A 21,684-nucleotide genomic window follows, 5' to 3' on the forward strand; every position below is an offset into this window, starting at 1 on the left:
TTTGATCGTTCCCTTCCCCACGTTAACGTCGGCACTATCGGCCACGTTGACCACGGTAAGACCACTCTGACCGCAGCTCTGACTCGCGTCTGCTCCGAAGTTTTCGGTTCGGCAGTCGTTGAGTTCGACAAGATCGACTCGGCTCCGGAAGAAAAAGCGCGCGGTATCACCATCAACACCGCTCACGTCGAGTACAACTCGAACATTCGTCACTACGCTCACGTTGACTGCCCAGGTCACGCTGACTATGTGAAGAACATGATCACCGGTGCTGCCCAGATGGACGGCGCGATCCTGGTTTGCTCGGCCGCCGATGGTCCGATGCCACAAACCCGTGAGCACATCCTGCTGTCCCGTCAGGTTGGCGTTCCGTACATCGTGGTCTTCCTGAACAAGGCTGACCTGGTAGACGACGCTGAGCTGCTGGAACTGGTCGAGATGGAAGTTCGCGACCTGCTGTCCACCTATGACTTCCCAGGCGACGACACTCCGATCATCATCGGTTCGGCTCGTATGGCGCTGGAAGGCAAAGACGACAACGAAATGGGCACCACCGCTGTCAAGCGTCTGGTTGAAACTCTGGACAGCTACATCCCAGAGCCAGAGCGCGCTATCGACAAGCCGTTCCTGATGCCAATCGAAGACGTATTCTCGATCTCGGGTCGTGGTACCGTTGTTACCGGTCGTATCGAGCGTGGTATCGTCCGCGTTCAGGATCCGCTGGAAATCGTTGGTCTGCGTGACACCACCACCACCACCTGCACCGGTGTTGAGATGTTCCGCAAGCTGCTGGACGAAGGTCGTGCTGGCGAGAACTGCGGCGTTCTGCTGCGTGGTACCAAGCGTGACGACGTTGAGCGTGGCCAGGTTCTGGTCAAGCCAGGTTCGGTCAAGCCGCACACCAAGTTCACCGCAGAAGTCTACGTCCTGTCGAAGGAAGAAGGCGGTCGTCACACTCCGTTCTTCAAAGGCTACCGTCCTCAGTTCTACTTCCGTACCACTGACGTGACCGGTAACTGCGAACTGCCGGAAGGCGTTGAAATGGTAATGCCAGGTGACAACATTCAGATGACTGTTACCCTGATCAAGACCATCGCAATGGAAGACGGTCTGCGCTTCGCTATCCGTGAAGGCGGTCGTACCGTCGGCGCCGGCGTCGTAGCCAAAATCATCGAGTAATCACTCGACCGATTGAAAAAGGCCTCCGCTCAGCGGGGGCTTTTTTTATTGGGTTGACACTAAATTGGGGCGTCTATAGAATCACGCCTCCTTTTAGCGGGCGTAGTGCGTCCGTTGGGAACAGCCTGGAGTCTGAAATCCAATGCAAAATCAGCAAATCCGTATCAGGTTGAAGGCTTTCGACCATCGCCTGATCGACCAATCCACCCAGGAAATCGTGGAAACCGCGAAACGTACTGGTGCACAAGTGCGTGGTCCGATTCCACTGCCTACCCGCAAAGAGCGTTTCACCGTTCTGGTCTCCCCGCACGTCAACAAAGACGCGCGTGACCAGTACGAGATTCGCACTCATAAGCGTGTTCTGGACATCGTCCAGCCAACGGATAAAACCGTTGACGCGCTGATGAAGCTTGATCTGGCGGCAGGTGTGGAAGTTCAGATCAGCCTCGGCTAAGACTTCGGTCTAGTCGTGTAACGCTCTGAAATGGGCGGCCATAGCGGGTGAAAGCCCCGTACACTCATGAGGTTTACAACATGACTATTGGTGTAATCGGTCGCAAATGCGGTATGACCCGCATTTTCACCGAAGAAGGTGTCTCCATTCCGGTCACGGTCATTGAGATCGAACCGAATCGCGTCACCCAGTTCAAAACTGAGGAAACCGATGGCTACCGTGCAGTGCAAGTCACTGTCGGCGAGCGTCGTGCTTCGCGTGTGACTGCCGCTCAGGCAGGCCACTTCGCCAAGGCTAACGTTGCCGCTGGTCGCGGTGTTTGGGAGTTCCGTCTTGAAGAAGGCGATTTCCAGGCTGGCGATCTGATCAAAGCTGAACTCTTCACTGCAGGCCAGCTGGTAGACGTTACTGGTCAGTCCAAAGGTAAAGGCTTCGCCGGTACCATCAAGCGCTGGAACTTCCGTGGTCAGGACAACACCCACGGTAACTCCGTGTCGCACCGTGTGCCTGGTTCCATCGGCCAGTGCCAGACTCCTGGTCGTGTGTTCAAGGGCAAGAAAATGTCCGGTCACATGGGCGCCGAGCGCGTGACTGTTCAGTCCCTGGAAGTAGTTCGCGTAGACGCTGAACGCAACCTGCTGCTCGTCAAGGGTGCCGTTCCTGGCGCTACTGGCGGCGACGTGGTTGTACGTCCAGCTGTCAAGGCTCGCGGTTAAGGGGAAACTGACATGCAACTCAATGTAAATGACGCTCAGGCGATCGAAGTTTCCGAACTGACTTTCGGTGGCGAATTCAACGAGACGCTGGTTCACCAAGCAGTCGTGGCCTACATGGCCGGCGGCCGTCAGGGCACCAAGCAGCAAAAGACCCGTTCCGACGTGGCTGGTGGCGGTAAGCGCCCATGGCGTCAGAAGGGTACTGGCCGTGCTCGTGCTGGTACCACTCGTGGTCCGATCTGGCGTGGCGGTGGTGTAACCTTCGCAGCTCGCCCTCAAGATCACTCGCAGAAGCTCAACAAGAAGATGTATCGCGCAGCTCTGCGCTCCATCCTCGCTGAGCTGGTGCGTAGCGACCGTCTGGTCGTGGTTCAGGACTTCGCTGTTGAAGCACCGAAAACCAAAGATCTGCTGAACAAGCTGAACGGCATGGGTCTGAGCGACGTACTGATCGTCTCCGACGCTGTTGATCAGAACCTGTACCTGGCTGCTCGCAACCTGCCGCACGTCGATGTACGTGACGTACAGGGTTCCGACCCGGTCAGTCTGATCGCATACGAGAAAGTGTTGATCACTGTCTCGGCCGTGAAGAAATTCGAGGAGCTGCTGGGATGAACCAGGAACGCGTATTTAAAGTCCTCCTTGGCCCGCACGTTTCCGAGAAGGCTACCGTTCTGGCTGAGAAAAAAGGCCAGTTCGTATTCAAGGTTGCTACCGATGCAACCAAGCTGGAAATCAAGAAAGCTGTCGAAGGCCTGTTCAACGTAAAAGTTGAAAACGTGTCGACTGTTAACGTTCTGGGTAAAACCAAGCGTACCGCACGTGGTCTGGGCAAGCGCAATGACTGGAAGAAGGCGATCGTCTCCCTTCAGCCAGGCCAAGATCTCGATTTCAGCAGCAGTGCTGAGTAAGGAAGGGGTGCATCATGGCAATCGTTAAATGCAAACCGACTTCCCCTGGCCGCCGTTTCGTGGTCAAGGTGGTCAACAAGGAGCTGCACAAAGGCGCTCCTCACGCACCGCTGCTCGAGAAGAAATCGAAGTCTGGTGGTCGTAACAACAATGGCCGTATTACCACTCGTCACGTTGGTGGTGGTCATAAGCAGCATTACCGTCTGGTCGACTTCCGTCGCAACGACAAAGATGGCATCCCAGCCACTGTCGAGCGTATCGAATACGATCCAAACCGTACTGCTCACATCGCCCTGCTGTGCTACGCAGACGGTGAGCGTCGCTACATCATCGCCCCTAAAGGCGTGAGCGCTGGCGACCAGCTGATCGCAGGTGCCCTGGCCCCAATCAAGGCCGGTAACTCCCTGCAGCTGCGCAACATCCCAGTAGGTAGCACCATTCACGGCGTCGAACTGAAGCCGGGTAAAGGTGCTCAGATCGCTCGTTCCGCTGGTGCTTCGGCTCAGCTGATCGCTCGTGACGGCGTATACGTGACTCTGCGTCTGCGTTCCGGTGAAATGCGTAAAGTACTGGCTGAGTGCCGTGCGACCCTGGGCGAAGTCTCGAACTCCGAGCACAGCCTGCGTTCGCTGGGTAAAGCAGGTGCCAAACGCTGGCGCGGCGTTCGCCCAACCGTTCGTGGCGTTGCCATGAACCCGGTTGACCACCCACATGGTGGTGGTGAAGGTCGTACCTCCGGTGGTCGTCATCCGGTATCGCCATGGGGCTTCCCAACCAAGGGTGCTAAAACCCGTGGTAATAAGCGTACCGACAACATGATCGTCCGTCGTCGCAAGTAACTAGAGGGATACGACAGTGCCACGTTCTCTGAAAAAAGGTCCTTTTATCGATCTTCACCTGTTGAAGAAGGTCGAAGTGGCGGTGGAGAAGAACGATCGCAAGCCAGTTAAAACCTGGTCGCGTCGCTCGATGATCCTGCCACAAATGGTCGGTCTGACCATCGCGGTTCACAACGGTCGCCAGCATGTTCCAGTTCTCGTGAACGAAGACATGGTCGGCCACAAACTGGGCGAGTTCGCCGGTACCCGCACCTATCGCGGGCACGTGGCTGACAAGAAAGCCAAGCGTTAAGGGGTAAGGAAATGGAAGTAGCCGCTAAGTTGTCGGGCGCTCGCATCTCCGCCCAGAAAGCCCGCTTGGTCGCCGACCAGATCCGCGGGAAGAAGGTGGGCGAAGCGCTCAACCTGTTGGCCTTCAGCAGCAAAAAAGCCGCTGAAATCATGAAGAAAGTCCTCGAGTCGGCCGTAGCCAACGCCGAACACAACGAAGGCGCAGACGTTGATGACCTGAAGGTCTCCACCGTCTTCGTCAACGAAGGGCGTTCGCTGAAGCGTATCATGCCACGTGCCAAAGGCCGTGCTGATCGCATCGTCAAGCGGTCTTGCCATATCACTGTCAAGGTTGCGGACAAGTAACGGAGTCGATCAGATGGGTCAGAAAGTACATCCCACTGGCATTCGCCTGGGAATCGTCAAGGAGCACACCTCCGTCTGGTACGCAGACGGTGCTACTTACGCAGATTACCTCTTGAAGGATCTGAAAACGCGTGAGTACCTCCAAGACAAACTAAAAAGCGCGTCCGTAAGCCGTATCGATATTCATCGTCCGGCTCAAACTGCACGCATCACCATCCACACTGCTCGTCCCGGTATCGTTATCGGCAAGAAAGGTGAAGATGTTGAGAAGCTGCGTCAGGACCTGACCAAGCAGATGGGTGTGCCTGTGCACATCAACATCGAAGAGATCCGCAAGCCGGAACTCGACGCTATGCTGGTTGCGCAGAGCGTAGCTCAGCAGCTGGAACGCCGCGTAATGTTCCGTCGCGCCATGAAGCGCGCCGTACAGAACGCCATGCGTATTGGTGCCAAGGGCATCAAGATCCAGGTGAGCGGTCGTCTCGGCGGTGCCGAGATTGCTCGTACCGAGTGGTATCGCGAAGGTCGTGTGCCTCTGCACACCCTGCGTGCCGATATCGACTACAACACCTACGAAGCTCACACCACTTACGGTGTGATCGGTGTGAAGGTTTGGATCTTCAAAGGCGAAGTTATTGGTGGTCGCCAAGAAGAACTGAAACCACAAGCACCAGCGCCTCGTAAAAAAGCTGCTAAGTAAGGGGTACGCCAAATGTTGCAACCAAAGCGTACAAAATTCCGCAAGCAGATGACCGGCCACAACCGTGGTCTGGCACTGCGCGGTAGCAAAGTCAGCTTCGGCGAATTCGCCCTGAAAGCTGTTGCTCGCGGTCGCCTCACCGCTCGCCAGATCGAGTCCGCACGTCGTGCGCTGACCCGTCACGTTAAACGTGGCGGCAAGATCTGGATCCGTGTGTTCCCGGACAAGCCGATCTCCAAGAAGCCTCTCGAGGTTCGTATGGGTAAAGGTAAGGGCTCCGTGGAATACTGGGTTGCCCAGATCCAGCCAGGCAAAGTCCTGTACGAGATCGAGGGTGTTTCTGAAGAGCTGGCGCGCGAAGCTTTCGCCCTGGCTGCTGCAAAGCTGCCTCTCGCCACCTCCTTTGTTAAGCGGACGGTGATGTGATGAAAGCGAATGAACTTCGTGAAAAATCGGCACAGCAGCTGAACGAGCAACTGCTCGGCTTGCTGCGTGACCAGTTCAATCTGCGTATGCAGAAAGCAACTGGCCAGTTGGGGCAGTCGCACCTGCTCTCGCAAGTTAAGCGTGACATCGCTCGCGTGAAAACTGTGCTCAACCAGCAGGCAGGTAAGTGATCATGGCTGAAGCTGAAAAAACCGTCCGTACGCTGACTGGCCGTGTCGTCAGCGACAAAATGGACAAGACCATCACCGTTCTGATCGAGCGTCGCGTAAAGCACCCGATCTACGGTAAATACGTTAAGCGTTCGACTAAGCTGCACGCGCACGACGAAACCAACCAGTGCAAGATCGGCGACAAGGTTTCGATTACCGAAACCCGTCCGCTGGCCAAGACCAAGTCCTGGGCACTGGTTGAAGTCCTCGAACGCGCTGTTGAAGTCTAAGGGCTAGGGGTCGGAGAAATTTTATGATTCAGACTCAATCCATGCTCGATGTGGCCGATAACAGCGGCGCTCGTCGCGTCATGTGCATCAAGGTGCTCGGCGGCTCGCACCGTCGTTACGCCGGCATCGGTGACATCATCAAGGTTACTGTCAAGGAAGCAATTCCGCGCGGTAAGGTCAAAAAAGGCCAAGTGATGACCGCTGTTGTCGTGCGCACCCGTCACGGTGTTCGTCGCGCTGACGGTTCCATCATTCGTTTCGACGGCAACGCTGCTGTTCTGCTGAACAACAAGCAAGAGCCGATCGGCACTCGCATCTTCGGGCCAGTGACCCGTGAACTTCGTACTGAGAAGTTCATGAAGATCGTCTCGCTCGCCCCTGAAGTGCTGTAAGGAGATCCGACATGCAAAAGATTCGTCGTGACGACGAGATCATCGTGATCGCCGGCAAAGACAAAGGTAAGCGCGGTAAGGTGCTGAAGGTTCTCGCTGATGACCGTCTGGTCATCGGTGGTGTGAACCTGGTCAAGCGTCATACCAAGCCTAACCCGATGGCGGGCGTTCAGGGCGGTATCGTCGAGAAAGAAGCGCCTCTGCACGCTTCCAACGTTGCCATCTTCAACGGCGAAACCAACAAGGCTGACCGCGTTGGTTTCAAAGTAGAAGACGGTAAGAAAATTCGTGTCTTCAAGTCGACCCAAAAAGCGGTTGATGCTTGAACACTGCTAGGTAGAAGACCATGGCACGACTGAAAGAGATTTACCGGAACGAAATCGCTCCTAAGCTTAAGGAAGAACTTAAGCTGTCGAACGTGATGGAAGTTCCGCGCGTTACCAAAATCACCCTGAACATGGGTCTGGGCGAAGCGATCGGCGACAAGAAAGTCATCGAGCACGCAGTAGCTGACCTGGAAAAGATCACCGGTCAAAAGCCGGTCGTGACTTTCGCTCGCAAATCCATCGCTGGCTTCAAAGTCCGCGAAGGGTGGCCGATCGGTGTCAAGGTGACCCTGCGTAGCGACAAGATGTACGAATTCCTGGACCGCCTGCTGGCGATCTCCCTGCCTCGGGTTCGCGACTTCCGCGGCCTGAATGCCAAGTCCTTCGATGGCCGTGGCAACTACAGCATGGGCGTGAAAGAGCAGATCATCTTCCCGGAAATCGATTACGACAAGATCGATGCTCTGCGCGGTTTGGACATCACCCTGACCACCACTGCTCGTTCGGACGACGAAGGCCGCGCTCTGCTGCGTGCTTTCAAGTTCCCGTTCCGCAACTGATTGGAGTAGGAAAATGGCCAAGAAGAGCATGAAAAACCGTGAGCTGAAGCGTCAGCTGACGGTAGCCAAGTTCGCTAAGAAGCGTGCTGAGCTGAAAGCGACCATCGTCAACGTTAATGCCTCTCCAGAAGAGCGTTTCGCTGCCGTTGTCGCTCTGCAGAAGCAGCCACGTGACGCTAGCGCCTCGCGCCTGCGCAACCGTTGCCGCCTGACCGGTCGTCCTCACGGTGTATACCGTAAGTTCGGCCTGGGCCGTAACATGCTGCGTCAAGCTGCAATGCGCGGCGACGTACCAGGTCTGGTCAAGGCCTCCTGGTAATCGCTGTCGGTGTGATCCCGGTGGAAGGGGAGCAATCTTCCGACCGCCGGTGACCTCGCCAAGAAACAAGCCCCTATATGGGGCTTGTTTCGTTTCTGCCTTGTGTCTAGAATGACCGGCTCACCCGAGCCTGGGTTTTTTACCCAATCCGCTCAGGTGGTTGTCATAGCCGCAAGGCTAATAATTCTTGTATCAGGAGCATCTAGCCCATGAGTATGCAGGACCCGTTAGCGGACATGCTAACTCGCATCCGTAATGCCCAGATGGCTGAAAAGTCCGTCGTAAGCATGCCTTCTTCTACCCTGAAGGTCGCGGTTGCCAAAGTTCTGAAGGACGAAGGTTACATCGCTGGCTACCAGGTAACTGGTGAAGCCAAGCCTTCCCTGTCGATCGAACTGAAGTACTTCGAAGGCCGTCCGGTCATCGAGGAACTGAAGCGCTCCAGCCGTCCAGGCCTGCGCCAGTACAAGGCCGTCACCGATCTGCCGAAAGTACGTGGCGGTCTGGGCGTGTCTATTGTCTCCACCAACAAAGGTGTGATGACTGATCGCGCTGCGCGCGCTGCCGGTGTCGGCGGCGAAGTTCTGTGCACAGTGTTCTAAGGGGGGATAGACATGTCTCGCGTCGCTAAGAACCCCGTTAAGCTGCCGTCCGGTGTCGAAGTCAAATTCGCAGGTCAGCAGCTTTCGGTGAAGGGTGCCAAGGGCACTCTCGAACTGAACGTTCACTCGTCTGTTGAAGTTACCGAAGAGTCTGGTGAGCTGCGTTTCGTCGCTCGCAATGGTGACCAGCAAGCTCGTGCCATGGCCGGTACCACCCGCGCTCTGGTTAACAACATGGTCCAGGGCGTAAGCCAAGGCTTCGAGCGTAAGCTCCAGCTGGTCGGTGTTGGTTACAAGGCACAGGCTAAAGGCACCGTCCTGAACCTGGCCCTGGGCTTCTCTCACCCAGTGGACTACGAACTGCCAGCCGGTATCACCGCTGAAACGCCTAGCCAGACCGACATCCTGATCAAGGGTATCGACAAGCAGCTGGTAGGTCAGGTGGCCGCTGAAATCCGCGACTTCCGTCCGCCAGAGCCTTACAAAGGCAAAGGTGTGCGTTACGCGGACGAAGTAGTCCGTCGTAAAGAAGCCAAGAAGAAGTAGGGCCTAGTAAATGACCGACAAAAAAGTTATTCGACTGCGTCGCGCTCGCAAAGCACGTCTCAAGATGCACGAACTCGAAGTCGTGCGCCTGTGCGTGTTCCGCTCCTCGCAGCACATCTACGCCCAGGTCATTTCGGCCGACGGCAGCAAGGTTCTGGCAAGCGCCTCGACCTTGGACAAAGACCTGCGTGATGGCGCCACTGGCAACATCGACGCGGCCACTAAGGTTGGCAAGCTGGTAGCTGAGCGTGCGAAAGCCGCCGGTGTATCTCAAGTTGCCTTTGACCGTTCCGGCTTCAAGTACCATGGCCGCGTCAAAGCGCTGGCTGATGCTGCTCGTGAAGGCGGGCTGGAGTTCTAAGTTATGGCAAATAACGATCAAAAGCGCGACGAAGGCTACATCGAGAAGCTGGTTCAGGTTAACCGCGTTGCCAAGACCGTAAAAGGCGGCCGTATCTTCACCTTCACCGCGTTGACCGTGGTTGGTGATGGTAAAGGTCGTGTGGGCTTCGGCCGTGGCAAATCGCGCGAAGTACCTGCTGCGATTCAGAAAGCCATGGAAGCTGCTCGCCGCAACATGATCCAGGTAGACCTGAAGGGCACCACCCTGCAGTACGCCACCAAGGCTGCCCACGGCGCCTCGAAGGTTTACATGCAGCCTGCCTCCGAAGGTACCGGTATCATCGCTGGTGGCGCAATGCGTGCTGTCCTGGAAGTTGCTGGTGTTCAGAACGTTCTGGCCAAGTGCTACGGTTCGACCAACCCAGTGAACGTGGTTTACGCCACTTTCAAGGGTCTGAAAGCCATGCAATCTCCTGAATCCATTGCTGCCAAGCGCGGCAAGAGCGTCGAGGAGATCTTCTGATCATGGCAACCGTAAAAGTAACGCTGATCAAGAGCGTCTCGGGTCGTCTGCCTAACCACAAACTGTGTGTTAAGGGCCTGGGTCTGCGTCGCATCGGTCACACTGTAGAAGTCCTGGATACTCCCGAGAATCGCGGGATGATCAACAAGGCTTACTACATGCTGCGCGTCGAGGGTTAATCGATGAAACTCAATGATCTGAGTCCAGCGCCGGGTTCCCGTCGCGAAAAGCATCGTCCGGGTCGTGGTATCGGTAGCGGTCTGGGTAAGACCGGCGGCCGTGGCCACAAAGGTCAGACCTCCCGTTCGGGTGGTTCGATCGCTCCGGGCTTCGAAGGCGGTCAACAGCCGCTGCACCGTCGTCTGCCGAAATTCGGCTTCGTTTCCCTGAAAGCCATGGACCGCGCAGAAGTGCGTCTGTCCGAGCTGGCCAAAGTGGAAGGCGACGTGATCTCCGTGCAATCCTTGAAGGATGCCAACGTGATCAACCAGCACATTCAGCGTGTGAAAATCATGCTGTCTGGCGAAGTTACTCGCGCAGTCACCATCAAGGGCATCGCAGCCACCAAGGGTGCGCGTGCGGCTATCGAAGCAGCTGGCGGCAAATTCGAGGAATAAATGGCTAAGCAAGGTGCTCTCTCTTCGCTCGGTAAGGGCGGGATGTCGGAACTCTGGGCTCGTCTGCGCTTTCTGTTCATGGCGATCATCGTCTATCGGATAGGTGCGCATATCCCGGTTCCTGGCATCAATCCGGACCGTCTGGCGGATCTGTTTCGGCAGAATGAGGGGACCATTCTTAGCTTGTTCAACATGTTTTCCGGTGGCGCGCTTGAGCGCATGAGCATCTTTGCACTGGGGATCATGCCGTATATTTCGGCATCGATCATCATGCAGCTGATGACGGCGGTCAGCCCGCAACTGGAGCAGTTGAAGAAGGAAGGTGAAGCTGGCCGTCGCAAGATCAGCCAGTACACCCGCTACGGCACCGTTATCCTGGCACTGGTTCAAGCCATTGGCATGTCCATTGGCCTGGCCAACCAGGGCGTGGCGTTTTCTGCGGGCCTGGGCTTCCATGTCGTTGCCGTCTCCACTTTCGTGGCAGGCGCGATGTTCATGATGTGGCTGGGCGAGCAGATCACCGAGCGCGGTGTGGGCAACGGTATCTCGATGTTGATCTTCGCAGGTATCGTTGCCGGTCTTCCGAGAGCAATCGGGCAGTCTTTCGAGTCTGCACGCACAGGCGATATCAACATTTTCGCCCTGGTCGCAATCGGTTTGCTGGCAGTAGCGATTATCGGTTTTGTGGTGTTCATTGAGCGTGGTCAGCGTCGTATCGCCGTTCACTACGCCAAGCGTCAGCAGGGCCGTAAGGTCTTTGCTGCGCAGACCAGCCACTTGCCGCTGAAAGTGAACATGGCGGGGGTTATCCCGGCCATTTTCGCGAGCAGCATTTTGCTGTTCCCGGCTTCGCTGGGTGCCTGGTTCGGTCAGTCCGAAGGTATGGGCTGGCTGCAGGACATCTCGCAGTCGATCGCTCCTGGTCAGCCGTTGAACATTTTGCTGTTTAGTGCAGGGATCATTTTCTTCTGCTTCTTCTATACAGCGTTGATGTTCAATCCGAAAGACGTAGCGGAAAACCTGAAGAAGTCCGGTGCCTTTATTCCGGGTATCCGTCCTGGTGAGCAGTCTGCGCGCTACATTGATGGCGTTCTGACTCGTTTGACCATGTTCGGTGCTCTTTACATGATGGCCGTCTGCCTTCTGCCCCAGTTCCTGGTGGTGGCAGCAAATGTGCCGTTCTACCTTGGCGGGACCTCGTTGCTGATTGTGGTAGTGGTTGTGATGGACTTCATGTCCCAAGTACAATCGCACCTCGTTTCGCACCAGTACGAATCCCTGATGAAGAAAGCCAACCTGAAAGGCTACGGCGGCAGCGGTTTGCTGCGCTGATACGCCCCTAAGGTTCGAGGAGTCGGTAATGAAAGTTCGTGCATCGGTGAAAAAGCTGTGCCGTAACTGCAAGATCATCCGTCGCGAAGGCGTCGTTCGAGTGATCTGCAGCGCGGAACCGCGTCACAAACAGCGCCAAGGCTGAGTGTGATCTGCGCTTCAAACCCAGCAGCTAGTGTGCTGCTGGGTTGATTATTCGTTTCTACAGCGATATTATCTCGCGCCCTATTTCTTGGCTTCCGGGGCGTAGGTAGCTGTCAATTGGAGTCCCACTGAATGGCCCGTATTGCAGGCGTCAACATTCCAGATAACAAGCATACTGTTATCTCGCTGACCTACATCTATGGTGTCGGTCGCACAACTGCACAGAAGATTTGTGCAGACGCTGGTGTAAACCCAGCCGCTAAGATCAAGGATCTGAGCGACGAGCAAATCGAAACCCTGCGTGGCGAAGTTGCGAAGTTCACCACTGAAGGTGACCTGCGTCGTGACATCAACATGAAGATCAAGCGCTTGATGGACCTGGGTTGCTACCGCGGCCTGCGTCATCGTAAAGGTCTGCCGGTTCGCGGTCAGCGCACCAAGACCAACGCACGCACCCGTAAGGGCCCGCGTAAGCCGATCCGCAAGTAACCGCCCAGGAATATAGACATGGCAAAACCTGCTGCTCGTCCTCGTAAGAAAGTCAAAAAGACAGTGGTTGATGGCATCGCCCACATCCACGCTTCTTTCAACAACACCATCGTGACCATCACCGACCGTCAGGGCAATGCTTTGTCCTGGGCGACCTCCGGTGGTTCGGGTTTCCGTGGTTCGCGCAAATCCACTCCGTTCGCAGCCCAGATTGCTGCTGAACGTGCTGGTCAAGCTGCGCTGGAATACGGCCTGAAGAACCTCGACGTCAACGTCAAGGGTCCAGGTCCGGGTCGTGAATCCGCCGTTCGTGCACTGAACAGCTGCGGCTACAAGATCGCCAGCATCACCGACGTGACGCCAATCCCGCATAACGGGTGCCGTCCGCCGAAGAAGCGTCGCGTGTAATCAGGAGACAGAAGAATGGCACGTTACATTGGTCCAAAATGCAAACTGTCTCGTCGTGAAGGCACCGATCTGTTCCTGAAGAGCGGCGTTCGCGCTCTGGAATCGAAGTGCAACATCGAAGCAGCCCCAGGTATCCACGGCCAGCGCCGTGGCCGTCAGTCCGACTACGGTACCCAGCTGCGCGAGAAACAAAAAGTCCGTCGTATCTACGGTGTTCTGGAGCGTCAGTTCCGCGGTTACTACCAAGCTGCAGCCTCGAAAAAAGGCGCAACCGGTGAGAACCTGCTGCAACTGCTCGAGTGCCGTCTGGATAACGTCGTCTACCGTATGGGCTTCGGTTCGACTCGTTCCGAATCCCGTCAGCTGGTTTCGCACAAAGCGATCAGCGTCAACGGTAAGACTGTAAACATTCCATCCTACCAAGTTCGTCCGGGTGACGTGGTCGCGGTCCGCGAGAAGTCGCTGGCCCAGCTGCGCATTGTTCAAGCCCTTGAACTGTGCGCCCAGCGTGGCCGCGTTGAGTGGGTTGACGTGGATGCTGCTAAAAAGTCGGGCGTTTTCAAGAACGTTCCAGCTCGCAGCGACCTGTCTGCCGACATCAACGAAAACCTGATTGTCGAGCTCTACTCCAAGTAAGGGCTAGAAAATAGGTGCATCCATGCAGATTTCGGTAAATGAGTTCCTGACTCCCCGCCACATTGATGTGCAGGTAGTCAGTCCGACCCGCGCCAAGATTACGCTCGAGCCTCTCGAGCGTGGTTTCGGCCATACCCTGGGCAACGCGCTGCGCCGCATCCTGTTGTCCTCCATGCCTGGCTGTGCAGTAGTCGAGGCCGAGATCGATGGCGTACTCCACGAGTACTCCGCGATCGAAGGTGTACAGGAAGACGTAATTGAAATCCTGTTGAACCTGAAAGGCCTGGCTATCAAACTGCACGGTCGTGACGAAGTTACGCTGACCTTGTCGAAAAAGGGTTCGGGGGTGGTTACCGCTGCCGATATTCAGCTGGATCACGATGTCGAGATCGTCAACCCCGATCACGTAATCGCGAACCTGGCGTCGAACGGCGCCCTGAACATGAAGCTCACTGTAGCTCGTGGTCGCGGTTACGAGCCGGCTGACTCCCGTCAAACCGACGAAGACGAAAGCCGTAGCATTGGCCGTCTGCAGTTGGACGCTTCGTTCAGCCCGGTGCGTCGTATCGCCTATGTGGTCGAAAACGCCCGTGTTGAACAGCGTACCAACTTGGACAAGCTGGTCATTGATCTGGAAACCAACGGTACTCTGGATCCTGAAGAGGCTATCCGCCGCGCTGCGACCATCCTGCAACAGCAGTTGGCCGCGTTCGTCGACCTCAAAGGTGACAGTGAGCCCGTCGTAGTCGAGCAGGAAGACGAGATCGATCCGATCCTGCTGCGTCCGGTTGACGACCTGGAACTGACTGTACGTTCGGCCAACTGCCTCAAGGCGGAGAACATCTACTACATCGGCGACCTGATTCAGCGTACCGAAGTAGAGCTGTTGAAGACTCCTAACCTGGGCAAGAAGTCCCTGACTGAAATCAAGGACGTCCTGGCCTCTCGTGGTCTGTCTCTCGGCATGCGCCTCGACAACTGGCCGCCTGCAAGTCTTAAGAAAGACGACAAGGCGACCGCCTGATCGTCGTAATCACCGAACGTAGTGTTTGGTAAGGAATGAATCATGCGTCATCGTAAAAGTGGACGTCACCTGAGCCGTACCAGCTCTCACCGCAAGGCTATGTTCCAGAACATGGCAGTGTCGCTGATCGAGCACGAGCTGATCAAAACCACCCTGCCGAAAGCCAAGGAACTGCGCCGCGTTGCCGAGCCGCTGATCACCCTGGCCAAGGAAGACAGCGTTGCTAACCGTCGTCTGGCCTTCGACCGTACCCGTTCGAAGTCCGCTGTTGGCAAACTGTTCAACGACCTGGGCAAGCGTTACGCCACCCGTCAGGGCGGCTACCTGCGCATCCTGAAGTGCGGTTTCCGCGCTGGCGACAACGCGCCTATGGCGTACGTCGAGCTGGTTGATCGTCCGGTCGGCGGTGCTGTAGAAGCTGCTGAGTAAGACGTTCTGTCTGCTACAAAGAACCGGGCCTAGTGCCCGGTTTTTTGTGTCTGCCTGTATTGTTAATTTCTATTGATACAAGTCATGTAATGAATTTGTCCCTGTGACCTTGCTCGTCAATACTCTCTCCAAGCCGATTAGCCGGCGCTTGAAGACCGATAAGGAGAGCCCATGAGCAAGATTCTTACCACCGCCAGCGGTGCACCAGTAGCCGACAACCAGAACTCCCGTTCCGCCGGCCCGCGTGGCCCGCTGTTGCTCGACGACTTCCACCTGATCGAGAAGCTCGCACATTTCAACCGCGAGAACATTCCTGAGCGCCGCGTGCACGCCAAAGGCTCGGGCGCCTATGGCACCTTTACCGTCAACCGCGATATAACCCACTACACCAGCGCCAAGCTGTTTGAGCAGATCGGCAAGCAAACAGATACCTTCCTGCGGTTCTCCACTGTTGGCGGTGAACGTGGCTCTGCAGATACCGAGCGAGATCCTCGTGGCTTTGCCGTCAAGTTCTACACCGAGGAAGGCAACTGGGACATCGTGGGTAACAACACGCCAGTGTTCTTCATTCGCGACCCGCTGAAGTTTCCGGACTTTATCCACACCCAGAAGCGCCATCCGCAATCCAACCTGAAGAACGCCCAGATGATGTGGGATTTCTGGTCGCACTCGCCCGAGGCGCTGCACCAGGTCACCATCCTGTTCTCGGACCGTGGTATTCCGGACGGCTATCGCTATATGCACGGCTTCGGCAGCCACACGTACAGCTTGATCAACGCCAAGGGCGAGCGTACCTGGGTCAAATGGCATTTCAAGACCCAACAAGGTATCAAGAACCTCGCGCCGGCAGATGCTGCACGCCTGGCGGGTACTGACCCGGACTACGCCCAGCGCGACCTGTTCGAAGCCATTGAACGTGGCGACTACCCGCGTTGGACCGTATGCATTCAGGTGATGAGCGAAGCCGAGGCAGCCAGCCGCGACGAGAACCCCTTCGACGTCACCAAGACCTGGTCGCAGAAGGATTATCCGTTGATAGAGGTGGGCGTGCTGGAGCTCAACCGTAACCCGCTCAACTACTTCGCCGAAGTCGAGCAGGCTGCGTTCGGGCCGAGCAACATGGTGCCAGGGGTTGGGCTGTCGCCGGACCGCATGCTGCAGGGCCGTGTATTCGCTTACGCAGACGCACACCGCTATCGTGTGGGCACCAACCACCAGCATTTGCCGGTGAATGCCCCACGCTGCGCAGTCAACAGCTACCAGCGCGACGGCTCCATGGCCACTGGCAGTTACGGCAGTGCACCGAACTACGAGCCCAACAGCTACGCTGAGGCACCGAAGCAGTCGCCACGCCATGCTGAACCCGCGCTGGCCCTGAACGGTTCGGCAGACCGTTACGATCACCGTGAGGACACCGACTACTTCAGCCACGCCGGCGCGTTGTTCCGCCTGATGAGCGATGAGCAGAAGGCACTGCTGATCAGCAACATTGCCGGCACCATGGCAGGTGTCAGCGGAGACGTGATCCAGCGCCAGTTGCAGTACTTCTTCAAGGCTGACCCGGCCTATGGCGAAGGGATTGCCAAGGCGTTGGGCATCAACCTGGCCTGACTCTAAGTGATAAGCAGAACCGCCCTCATTTGGGCGGTTTTTCAATGAATATCACTACTGTTTAACCGATTTTTTGCTTCTGATTGCGGGTTTTTCAGTGACCGCAGGCAAAAGCTGGTTCACACTATGTGGCATAGACGTTTTCACATGGAGAACCAGGGCGATGCAAGGCCACCCAGATGTAATCAACTACCTCGTCACGCTGCTGAAGGGCGAACTGGCGGCACGCGACCAGTACTTCATTCATTCGCGCATGTACGAAGACTGGGGCCTGTCCAAGCTCTACGAGCGCATCAACCACGAGATGGAAGAAGAGACGCAGCACGCCGATGCCCTGATGCGTCGCATCCTCATGCTCGAAGGCACCCCCGACATGCGTGCGGACGACCTTGAGGTCGGCAGCACCGTGCCGGAAATGATCGAGGCTGACCTCAAGCTCGAGTACAAAGTGCGTGGCGCCCTGTGCAAAGGCATCGAGCTGTGTGAGCTGCACAAGGACTACGTGAGCCGTGACATCCTCCGTGCGCAATTGGCGGATACCGAAGAAGATCACACCTACTGGCTGGAGAAGCAGCAAGGGTTGATCAAGGCCATTGGCCTGGAAAACTACCTGCAGTCGCAGATGTAAGTTATCCACAGACTCAAAAAAGCCCCTGGCACCAACGGTACCAGGGGCTTTTTCTTTGCAGTCGCAACACTCAGGCCCGATCCCGCTCCAGCAGCGGTTTCAGGTAATGCCCGGTATACGATTGTTTCATCCCGCTCAGCTCTTCAGGTGTACCGCAGGCAATGATCTGGCCACCTTTGGAGCCACCCTCCGGCCCCAGGTCTACCAACCAGTCGGCGGTCTTGATCACATCCAGGTTGTGCTCGATCACCACCACGGTGTTGCCGTGGTCGCGCAGGCGATGAAGTACGTCCAGCAGCTGCTGGATATCAGCAAAGTGCAGGCCTGTGGTCGGTTCATCGAGGATGTACAGGGTCTTGCCGGTATCGCGCTTGGATAGCTCGCGTGACAGCTTTACCCGCTGCGCTTCACCGCCAGACAGTGTGGTCGCCGACTGCCCCAGCTTGATGTAAGAAAGCCCCACATCCATCAGCGTTTGCAGCTTGCGCGCCAGCGCCGGTACTGCGTCGAAGAACTCGCGGGCATCCTCGATGGTCATCTCCAGCACCTCGTGGATGTTCTTGCCCTTGTACTTGATCTCCAGGGTTTCGCGGTTGTAGCGCTTGCTCTTGCACACGTCGCACGGCACGTAGATGTCTGGCAGGAAGTGCATCTCCACCTTGATCAGGCCGTCGCCCTGGCAAGCCTCGCAGCGGCCGCCCTTGACGTTGAACGAGAAGCGCCCCGGGCCGTAGCCGCGTGAGCGAGATTCCGGCACGCCGGAGAACAGCTCGCGGATCGGCGTGAAGATGCCGGTGTAGGTCGCCGGGTTCGAGCGCGGGGTGCGGCCGATCGGGCTCTGGTCGATATCCACCACCTTGTCCAGGTGCTGCAAGCCGTCCATGCTGCTGTGCGCGGCCGCTTCCAGGGTGCTTGCACCATTGAGGGCAGTGGCTGCCAGCGGGAACAGGGTGTTGTTGATCAGCGTCGACTTGCCCGAGCCGGATACCCCGGTTACACAGGTCAGCAGCCCGATCGGGACTTCCAGGTCGACGTTCTGCAGGTTGTTGCCGCGCGCGCCTTTGAGCTTTAGCTGCAGCTTCTTGTTGCGCGGTGTGCGCTTGGCCGGCACGACGATCTTCTTGCGCCCGGACAGGTACTTGCCGGTCAGCGAGTCAGGGTGGTCCATGACCTCCTGCGGCGTGCCCTCGGCGACGATCTGGCCGCCGTGCACCCCGGCACCCGGGCCAATGTCGACCACGTAGTCGGCCAGGCGAATGGCGTCCTCGTCATGCTCCACCACAATCACCGTGTTACCCAGGTCGCGCAGGTGGTTGAGGGTGGCCAGCAGGCGGTCGTTGTCGCGTTGATGAAGGCCGATGGACGGTTCATCGAGGATGTACATCACCCCGACCAGACCGGCGCCGATCTGGCTGGCCAGGCGGATACGCTGCGCTTCGCCACCGGACAGGGTATCGGCGCTGCGGTCGAGGGTGAGGTAGTCGAGCCCGACGTTGACCAGGAACTGCAGGCGTTCGCAGATTTCCTTGAGAATTTTTGAGGCAATCTCGCCACGGCGGCCGGTGAGGGTCAGCTCGCCGAAATAGTTGCTGGCTTCACCGATCGGCAGGTTGGTCACCGCCGGCAGGGTCTTTTCGCCTACCCATACATGCCGCGCCTCGCGGCGCAGGCGGGTACCGCGGCAATCCGGGCAGGGCTGGGTGCCGAGGAACTTCGCCAGCTCTTCACGCACAGTGGCCGATTCGGTCTCGCGGTAGCGGCGCTCAAGGTTTGGCACGATGCCTTCGAACGGGTGCGAGCGCTTGACGATGTCGCCACGGTCGTTGAGGTACTTGAAGTCGACAGTCTGCTTGCCACTGCCTTGCAGGATGACCTTCTGGTGCTCGGCCGACAGCTCGCCGAACGGTTCTTCCAGGCTGAAGCCGTAATGCGCAGCCAGCGAGCCAAGCATCTGGAAGTAGTACACGTTGCGCCGGTCCCAGCCACGGATCGCGCCTTCGGCCAAGGTGAGTTCGGCATTGACCAGGCGCTTGGTGTCGAAGAACTGTTTGACCCCCAGGCCATCACAGGTCGGGCAGGCGCCAGCCGGGTTGTTGAAGGAGAACAGCTTCGGTTCCAGCTCGCTGATGGCATGGCCGCAGACCGGGCAGGCGAAGCGGGCGGAGAAAATCATCTCTTCGCCTTCTTCGTCGTCCATTGGCGCTACCAGGGCGATGCCGTCAGCCAGCTTGAGTGCGGTCTCGAACGATTCGGCCAGGCGCTGCTGCAGGTCGGCGCGGACCTTGAAACGGTCTACCACTACATCGATGCTGTGCTTCTTCTGCTTGTCCAGCTTCGGCAGTTCATCAAGCTCGTAAAGCTTGCCGTTTACCCGTGCGCGGACGAAGCCCTGGGCGCGCAGCTCGTCGAACACCGCCAGGTGCTCACCCTTGCGCTCGCGCACCACCGGTGCCAGCAGCATCAGCTTGCTGCCTTCCGGGCGCTCCAGCACCAAGTCGACCATCTGGCTGATCGTTTGCGCCTCCAGCGGGATATCGTGGTCCGGGCAACGAGGGGTGCCGACGCGGGCATACAGCAGGCGCAGATAGTCGTAGATTTCGGTGATGGTGCCCACCGTGGAGCGTGGGTTGTGCGAGGTCGATTTCTGCTCGATGGAAATGGCCGGCGACAGGCCTTCGATGGTGTCGACGTCGGGCTTTTCCATCATCGACAGGAACTGCCGGGCGTAGGCCGACAGCGACTCCACGTAGCGGCGCTGGCCTTCGGCGTACAAGGTATCGAACGCCAGGGACGACTTGCCGGAACCGGACAGGCCGGTGATCACGATCAGCTTGTCCCGGGGCAGGGTCAGGTCAATGTTCTTCAGGTTGTGGGTACGTGCCCCACGAATCAGGATCTTGTCCACTGCGGCCTCGCTTGGCGGGCATAAACAAGGAAGTATACGGCGCGCCAGTATGACGCGGCAAAGCGTCGCGTAGATGCCGTCAAGCTGTCGGACTGATAGAATCGCCGCCGGTTCACACGAGGTTAATCCATGCACGACACCCACAACGAGCGCATGAGTGGCGGCGAAACCCGCGCCGCTGGCGGCCTTGCCCTGGTCTTTGCCTTTCGTATGCTGGGCATGTTCATGGTCTTGCCGGTGCTGGCCACCTACGGCATGGACCTGGCCGGCGCCACGCCAGCGCTGATCGGCCTGGCCATCGGTGCCTATGGCCTGACCCAGGCGGTATTGCAGATCCCGTTCGGCATGATTTCCGACCGCATCGGCCGTCGGCCGGTGATTTACCTGGGGCTGGTGATCTTTGCCCTGGGCAGTGTGCTGGCGGCTCAGGCCGACTCCATCTGGGGGGTGATCGCCGGGCGTATCCTGCAGGGCGCGGGGGCGATTTCTGCCGCAGTCATGGCGCTTCTGTCCGACCTCACTCGCGAGCAACACCGGACCAAGGCCATGGCCATGATCGGCATGAGCATCGGCCTGTCGTTCGCGGTCGCCATGGTCGTCGGCCCATTGCTGACAAGTGCCTTTGGTTTGTCAGGATTGTTCCTGGCCACGGCGGGTCTCGCCCTGGTCGGCATCCTCTTGGTCGCGTTTGTCGTGCCCAACTCGCACAGCATCCTGCAGCACCGCGAATCGGGTGTAGCGCGCCAGGCCATAGGCCCGACCCTGCGCCATCCGGACCTTCTGCGCCTGGACGTGGGCATTTTTGTTCTGCACGCCATTCTCATGGCCAGCTTCGTCGCATTGCCACTGGCCTTCGTCGAGCGCGGGGGCCTGCCCAAAGAGCAACACTGGTGGGTGTACCTGACCGCGTTGTTCATCTCATTTTTTGCAATGGTCCCGTTCATCATCTACGGCGAAAAGAAGCGCAAGATGAAACGTGTGTTGGCCGGTGCGGTCAGTGTCCTGCTGCTGACAGAGATATACTTCTGGGAGTGGGCTGACGGTTTGCGCGGACTGGTGATTGGCACCGTGGTATTCTTTACCGCATTCAACCTGCTGGAGGCTTCGCTGCCTTCGCTGGTCAGCAAGGTGTCGCCTGCCGGTGGCAAGGGGACGGCAATGGGGGTTTATTCCACCAGCCAGTTCCTTGGCGCTGCCTTGGGAGGAATCCTTGGTGGCTGGTTGTTCCAGCACGGCGGGCTGAACATGGTGTTCCTCGGTTGTGCGGTACTGTGTGCCATCTGGCTGGTCGTCGCGCTTCGCATGAACGAGCCGCCCTATGTGACCAGCCTGCGCATGCCGCTGACGCCAGAGGCAGTCCGGGAAGCCGGCCTGACCGAGCGCCTGATGGCCGTGCCGGGTGTGACCGACGCCGTTGTGGTGGCTGAGGAAGCCGCCATCTATATCAAACTGGATACGAAAATTTTGGACCGTACGACCCTCGAGCGCCTGGTTAACCCGGCCTCTTCGGCGTGCGAAGCCTAGGAGAAC

General features: G+C 57.7%; 33 protein-coding genes. 32 read left to right on the forward strand and 1 reads right to left on the reverse strand.

What is annotated here, in order from left to right; translation table 11 throughout:
• The 31 genes from tuf to bfr form a co-directional block, all read left to right on the forward strand.
• The coding region (gene tuf, locus E8E78_RS11355) for an elongation factor Tu (RefSeq protein WP_232861457.1) at window positions 1–1,179 on the forward strand (1,179 nt) is incomplete at its 5' end.
• A 142-nt stretch (window positions 1,180–1,321) separates the two neighbouring features.
• Window positions 1,322–1,633: a 30S ribosomal protein S10 gene (rpsJ, locus tag E8E78_RS11360; RefSeq protein WP_003186070.1), complete on the forward strand. Its 312-nt coding sequence runs from the start codon at window positions 1,322–1,324 to the stop codon at window positions 1,631–1,633.
• An 80-nt stretch (window positions 1,634–1,713) separates the two neighbouring features.
• Complete coding sequence (gene rplC, locus E8E78_RS11365) at window positions 1,714–2,349, forward strand: 50S ribosomal protein L3 (RefSeq protein WP_003257089.1); 636 nt, start codon at window positions 1,714–1,716, stop codon at window positions 2,347–2,349.
• A gap of 12 nt (window positions 2,350–2,361) precedes the next feature.
• Window positions 2,362–2,964 carry a 50S ribosomal protein L4 gene (rplD, locus tag E8E78_RS11370; protein ID WP_003255485.1) on the forward strand — a complete coding sequence of 201 codons (603 nt, stop codon included), beginning with the start codon at window positions 2,362–2,364 and terminating at the stop codon, window positions 2,962–2,964.
• Window positions 2,961–3,260, forward strand: a complete 300-nt coding sequence (gene rplW, locus E8E78_RS11375) for a 50S ribosomal protein L23 (RefSeq protein ID WP_003255484.1) — start codon at window positions 2,961–2,963, stop codon at window positions 3,258–3,260. Before rplD ends, rplW begins: the two co-directional genes overlap by 4 nt.
• 14 nt (window positions 3,261–3,274) lie before the next feature.
• Window positions 3,275–4,099 (forward strand): 50S ribosomal protein L2, encoded by an 825-nt coding sequence (gene rplB / locus E8E78_RS11380; RefSeq protein WP_008089816.1) that lies wholly within the window; start codon window positions 3,275–3,277, stop codon window positions 4,097–4,099.
• Between the two features lie 16 nt (window positions 4,100–4,115).
• Window positions 4,116–4,391, forward strand: coding sequence for a 30S ribosomal protein S19 (gene rpsS, locus E8E78_RS11385; RefSeq protein ID WP_003255482.1), 276 nt, complete (start codon window positions 4,116–4,118; stop codon window positions 4,389–4,391).
• Between the two features lie 11 nt (window positions 4,392–4,402).
• Window positions 4,403–4,735, forward strand: coding sequence for a 50S ribosomal protein L22 (rplV, locus tag E8E78_RS11390; RefSeq protein WP_003103908.1), 333 nt, complete (start codon window positions 4,403–4,405; stop codon window positions 4,733–4,735).
• Window positions 4,736–4,748: 13 nt separating this feature from the next.
• Complete coding sequence (gene rpsC / locus E8E78_RS11395) at window positions 4,749–5,435, forward strand: 30S ribosomal protein S3 (protein WP_003255481.1); 687 nt, start codon at window positions 4,749–4,751, stop codon at window positions 5,433–5,435.
• A gap of 12 nt (window positions 5,436–5,447) precedes the next feature.
• Window positions 5,448–5,861, forward strand: a complete 414-nt coding sequence (gene rplP, locus E8E78_RS11400; RefSeq protein WP_003255479.1) for a 50S ribosomal protein L16 — start codon at window positions 5,448–5,450, stop codon at window positions 5,859–5,861.
• Window positions 5,861–6,052 (forward strand): 50S ribosomal protein L29, encoded by a 192-nt coding sequence (rpmC, locus tag E8E78_RS11405; protein WP_002555481.1) that lies wholly within the window; start codon window positions 5,861–5,863, stop codon window positions 6,050–6,052. The genes rplP and rpmC overlap by 1 nt, the downstream gene beginning before the upstream one ends.
• A gap of 2 nt (window positions 6,053–6,054) precedes the next feature.
• Window positions 6,055–6,321, forward strand: coding sequence for a 30S ribosomal protein S17 (rpsQ, locus tag E8E78_RS11410; RefSeq protein ID WP_023534981.1), 267 nt, complete (start codon window positions 6,055–6,057; stop codon window positions 6,319–6,321).
• 23 nt (window positions 6,322–6,344) lie between these two features.
• Window positions 6,345–6,713 (forward strand): 50S ribosomal protein L14, encoded by a 369-nt coding sequence (gene rplN, locus E8E78_RS11415; RefSeq protein ID WP_002555479.1) that lies wholly within the window; start codon window positions 6,345–6,347, stop codon window positions 6,711–6,713.
• An 11-nt stretch (window positions 6,714–6,724) separates the two neighbouring features.
• Entirely contained in the window at window positions 6,725–7,039 is a 315-nt protein-coding gene (gene rplX / locus E8E78_RS11420; protein WP_003255476.1) for a 50S ribosomal protein L24, read from the forward strand.
• Window positions 7,040–7,059: 20 nt separating this feature from the next.
• A complete protein-coding gene (gene rplE / locus E8E78_RS11425) occupies window positions 7,060–7,599 on the forward strand; it encodes a 50S ribosomal protein L5 (protein WP_003255474.1) in 540 nt (179 codons plus the stop codon).
• 13 nt (window positions 7,600–7,612) lie between these two features.
• A complete protein-coding gene (rpsN, locus tag E8E78_RS11430) occupies window positions 7,613–7,918 on the forward strand; it encodes a 30S ribosomal protein S14 (protein WP_009681970.1) in 306 nt (101 codons plus the stop codon).
• A gap of 209 nt (window positions 7,919–8,127) precedes the next feature.
• Window positions 8,128–8,520 carry a 30S ribosomal protein S8 gene (gene rpsH / locus E8E78_RS11435; RefSeq protein ID WP_003255471.1) on the forward strand — a complete coding sequence of 131 codons (393 nt, stop codon included), beginning with the start codon at window positions 8,128–8,130 and terminating at the stop codon, window positions 8,518–8,520.
• Between the two features lie 12 nt (window positions 8,521–8,532).
• Entirely contained in the window at window positions 8,533–9,066 is a 534-nt protein-coding gene (gene rplF / locus E8E78_RS11440; protein ID WP_003255469.1) for a 50S ribosomal protein L6, read from the forward strand.
• A gap of 10 nt (window positions 9,067–9,076) precedes the next feature.
• Window positions 9,077–9,427 carry a 50S ribosomal protein L18 gene (gene rplR / locus E8E78_RS11445; RefSeq protein WP_003255467.1) on the forward strand — a complete coding sequence of 117 codons (351 nt, stop codon included), beginning with the start codon at window positions 9,077–9,079 and terminating at the stop codon, window positions 9,425–9,427.
• 3 nt (window positions 9,428–9,430) lie between these two features.
• Window positions 9,431–9,931, forward strand: coding sequence for a 30S ribosomal protein S5 (rpsE, locus tag E8E78_RS11450; protein ID WP_003255465.1), 501 nt, complete (start codon window positions 9,431–9,433; stop codon window positions 9,929–9,931).
• 2 nt (window positions 9,932–9,933) lie between these two features.
• Window positions 9,934–10,110 carry a 50S ribosomal protein L30 gene (rpmD, locus tag E8E78_RS11455; RefSeq protein WP_016497744.1) on the forward strand — a complete coding sequence of 59 codons (177 nt, stop codon included), beginning with the start codon at window positions 9,934–9,936 and terminating at the stop codon, window positions 10,108–10,110.
• Window positions 10,111–10,113: 3 nt separating this feature from the next.
• Window positions 10,114–10,548, forward strand: a complete 435-nt coding sequence (rplO, locus tag E8E78_RS11460) for a 50S ribosomal protein L15 (protein ID WP_003255461.1) — start codon at window positions 10,114–10,116, stop codon at window positions 10,546–10,548.
• Window positions 10,549–11,880 (forward strand): preprotein translocase subunit SecY, encoded by a 1,332-nt coding sequence (secY, locus tag E8E78_RS11465; RefSeq protein ID WP_003255459.1) that lies wholly within the window; start codon window positions 10,549–10,551, stop codon window positions 11,878–11,880. It abuts the gene before it with no gap.
• A gap of 28 nt (window positions 11,881–11,908) precedes the next feature.
• Window positions 11,909–12,025, forward strand: a complete 117-nt coding sequence (gene rpmJ / locus E8E78_RS11470; RefSeq protein WP_002555468.1) for a 50S ribosomal protein L36 — start codon at window positions 11,909–11,911, stop codon at window positions 12,023–12,025.
• Between the two features lie 131 nt (window positions 12,026–12,156).
• Complete coding sequence (gene rpsM / locus E8E78_RS11475) at window positions 12,157–12,513, forward strand: 30S ribosomal protein S13 (RefSeq protein ID WP_003255457.1); 357 nt, start codon at window positions 12,157–12,159, stop codon at window positions 12,511–12,513.
• An 18-nt stretch (window positions 12,514–12,531) separates the two neighbouring features.
• Complete coding sequence (gene rpsK / locus E8E78_RS11480) at window positions 12,532–12,921, forward strand: 30S ribosomal protein S11 (protein WP_003255454.1); 390 nt, start codon at window positions 12,532–12,534, stop codon at window positions 12,919–12,921.
• A gap of 15 nt (window positions 12,922–12,936) precedes the next feature.
• Window positions 12,937–13,557 (forward strand): 30S ribosomal protein S4, encoded by a 621-nt coding sequence (rpsD, locus tag E8E78_RS11485; protein WP_012270238.1) that lies wholly within the window; start codon window positions 12,937–12,939, stop codon window positions 13,555–13,557.
• Window positions 13,558–13,579: 22 nt separating this feature from the next.
• On the forward strand, window positions 13,580–14,581 hold the full coding sequence (gene rpoA / locus E8E78_RS11490) for a DNA-directed RNA polymerase subunit alpha (RefSeq protein WP_003255452.1): 1,002 nt from the start codon (window positions 13,580–13,582) through the stop codon (window positions 14,579–14,581).
• Window positions 14,582–14,623: 42 nt separating this feature from the next.
• Window positions 14,624–15,010 (forward strand): 50S ribosomal protein L17, encoded by a 387-nt coding sequence (gene rplQ / locus E8E78_RS11495; RefSeq protein WP_003255451.1) that lies wholly within the window; start codon window positions 14,624–14,626, stop codon window positions 15,008–15,010.
• Window positions 15,011–15,181: 171 nt separating this feature from the next.
• On the forward strand, window positions 15,182–16,621 hold the full coding sequence (locus tag E8E78_RS11500; protein ID WP_280313290.1) for a catalase: 1,440 nt from the start codon (window positions 15,182–15,184) through the stop codon (window positions 16,619–16,621).
• A gap of 163 nt (window positions 16,622–16,784) precedes the next feature.
• A complete protein-coding gene (gene bfr / locus E8E78_RS11505; RefSeq protein ID WP_003255449.1) occupies window positions 16,785–17,249 on the forward strand; it encodes a bacterioferritin in 465 nt (154 codons plus the stop codon).
• Between the two features lie 70 nt (window positions 17,250–17,319).
• Here the strand turns inward: bfr and uvrA are convergent, their stop codons facing one another.
• Entirely contained in the window at window positions 17,320–20,154 is a 2,835-nt protein-coding gene (uvrA, locus tag E8E78_RS11510) for an excinuclease ABC subunit UvrA (RefSeq protein WP_061202635.1), read from the reverse strand.
• A 129-nt stretch (window positions 20,155–20,283) separates the two neighbouring features.
• Here uvrA and E8E78_RS11515 point away from each other — a divergent pair, with 129 nt between their 5' ends.
• The gene (locus E8E78_RS11515; protein ID WP_016497748.1) at window positions 20,284–21,678 is read left to right on the forward strand and encodes an MFS transporter; all 1,395 of its coding nucleotides are present in this window, start codon (window positions 20,284–20,286) and stop codon (window positions 21,676–21,678) included.
• Window positions 21,679–21,684: the final 6 nt, after the last annotated feature.

This window comes from Pseudomonas sp. BN505 (assembly GCF_029873175.1).
Lineage (GTDB): Bacteria > Pseudomonadota > Gammaproteobacteria > Pseudomonadales > Pseudomonadaceae > Aquipseudomonas > Aquipseudomonas putida.

Bases quoted from the DNA above. Each gene is read 5' to 3' on its own strand.
- rpsJ (WP_003186070.1), top strand. From the start codon at position 1,322: ATGCAAAATCAGCAAATCCGTATCAGGTTGAAGGCTTTCGACCATCGC.
- rplC (WP_003257089.1), top strand. From the start codon at position 1,714: ATGACTATTGGTGTAATCGGTCGCAAATGCGGTATGACCCGCATTTTC.
- rplD (WP_003255485.1), top strand. From the start codon at position 2,362: ATGCAACTCAATGTAAATGACGCTCAGGCGATCGAAGTTTCCGAACTG.
- rplW (WP_003255484.1), top strand. From the start codon at position 2,961: ATGAACCAGGAACGCGTATTTAAAGTCCTCCTTGGCCCGCACGTTTCC.
- rplB (WP_008089816.1), top strand. From the start codon at position 3,275: ATGGCAATCGTTAAATGCAAACCGACTTCCCCTGGCCGCCGTTTCGTG.
- rplV (WP_003103908.1), top strand. From the start codon at position 4,403: ATGGAAGTAGCCGCTAAGTTGTCGGGCGCTCGCATCTCCGCCCAGAAA.
- rpsC (WP_003255481.1), top strand. From the start codon at position 4,749: ATGGGTCAGAAAGTACATCCCACTGGCATTCGCCTGGGAATCGTCAAG.
- rplP (WP_003255479.1), top strand. From the start codon at position 5,448: ATGTTGCAACCAAAGCGTACAAAATTCCGCAAGCAGATGACCGGCCAC.
- rpmC (WP_002555481.1), top strand. From the start codon at position 5,861: ATGAAAGCGAATGAACTTCGTGAAAAATCGGCACAGCAGCTGAACGAG.
- rpsQ (WP_023534981.1), top strand. From the start codon at position 6,055: ATGGCTGAAGCTGAAAAAACCGTCCGTACGCTGACTGGCCGTGTCGTC.
- rplN (WP_002555479.1), top strand. From the start codon at position 6,345: ATGATTCAGACTCAATCCATGCTCGATGTGGCCGATAACAGCGGCGCT.
- rplX (WP_003255476.1), top strand. From the start codon at position 6,725: ATGCAAAAGATTCGTCGTGACGACGAGATCATCGTGATCGCCGGCAAA.
- rplE (WP_003255474.1), top strand. From the start codon at position 7,060: ATGGCACGACTGAAAGAGATTTACCGGAACGAAATCGCTCCTAAGCTT.
- rpsN (WP_009681970.1), top strand. From the start codon at position 7,613: ATGGCCAAGAAGAGCATGAAAAACCGTGAGCTGAAGCGTCAGCTGACG.
- rpsH (WP_003255471.1), top strand. From the start codon at position 8,128: ATGAGTATGCAGGACCCGTTAGCGGACATGCTAACTCGCATCCGTAAT.
- rplF (WP_003255469.1), top strand. From the start codon at position 8,533: ATGTCTCGCGTCGCTAAGAACCCCGTTAAGCTGCCGTCCGGTGTCGAA.
- rplR (WP_003255467.1), top strand. From the start codon at position 9,077: ATGACCGACAAAAAAGTTATTCGACTGCGTCGCGCTCGCAAAGCACGT.
- rpsE (WP_003255465.1), top strand. From the start codon at position 9,431: ATGGCAAATAACGATCAAAAGCGCGACGAAGGCTACATCGAGAAGCTG.
- rpmD (WP_016497744.1), top strand. From the start codon at position 9,934: ATGGCAACCGTAAAAGTAACGCTGATCAAGAGCGTCTCGGGTCGTCTG.
- rplO (WP_003255461.1), top strand. From the start codon at position 10,114: ATGAAACTCAATGATCTGAGTCCAGCGCCGGGTTCCCGTCGCGAAAAG.
- secY (WP_003255459.1), top strand. From the start codon at position 10,549: ATGGCTAAGCAAGGTGCTCTCTCTTCGCTCGGTAAGGGCGGGATGTCG.
- rpmJ (WP_002555468.1), top strand. From the start codon at position 11,909: ATGAAAGTTCGTGCATCGGTGAAAAAGCTGTGCCGTAACTGCAAGATC.
- rpsM (WP_003255457.1), top strand. From the start codon at position 12,157: ATGGCCCGTATTGCAGGCGTCAACATTCCAGATAACAAGCATACTGTT.
- rpsK (WP_003255454.1), top strand. From the start codon at position 12,532: ATGGCAAAACCTGCTGCTCGTCCTCGTAAGAAAGTCAAAAAGACAGTG.
- rpsD (WP_012270238.1), top strand. From the start codon at position 12,937: ATGGCACGTTACATTGGTCCAAAATGCAAACTGTCTCGTCGTGAAGGC.
- rpoA (WP_003255452.1), top strand. From the start codon at position 13,580: ATGCAGATTTCGGTAAATGAGTTCCTGACTCCCCGCCACATTGATGTG.
- rplQ (WP_003255451.1), top strand. From the start codon at position 14,624: ATGCGTCATCGTAAAAGTGGACGTCACCTGAGCCGTACCAGCTCTCAC.
- E8E78_RS11500 (WP_280313290.1), top strand. From the start codon at position 15,182: ATGAGCAAGATTCTTACCACCGCCAGCGGTGCACCAGTAGCCGACAAC.
- bfr (WP_003255449.1), top strand. From the start codon at position 16,785: ATGCAAGGCCACCCAGATGTAATCAACTACCTCGTCACGCTGCTGAAG.
- E8E78_RS11515 (WP_016497748.1), top strand. From the start codon at position 20,284: ATGCACGACACCCACAACGAGCGCATGAGTGGCGGCGAAACCCGCGCC.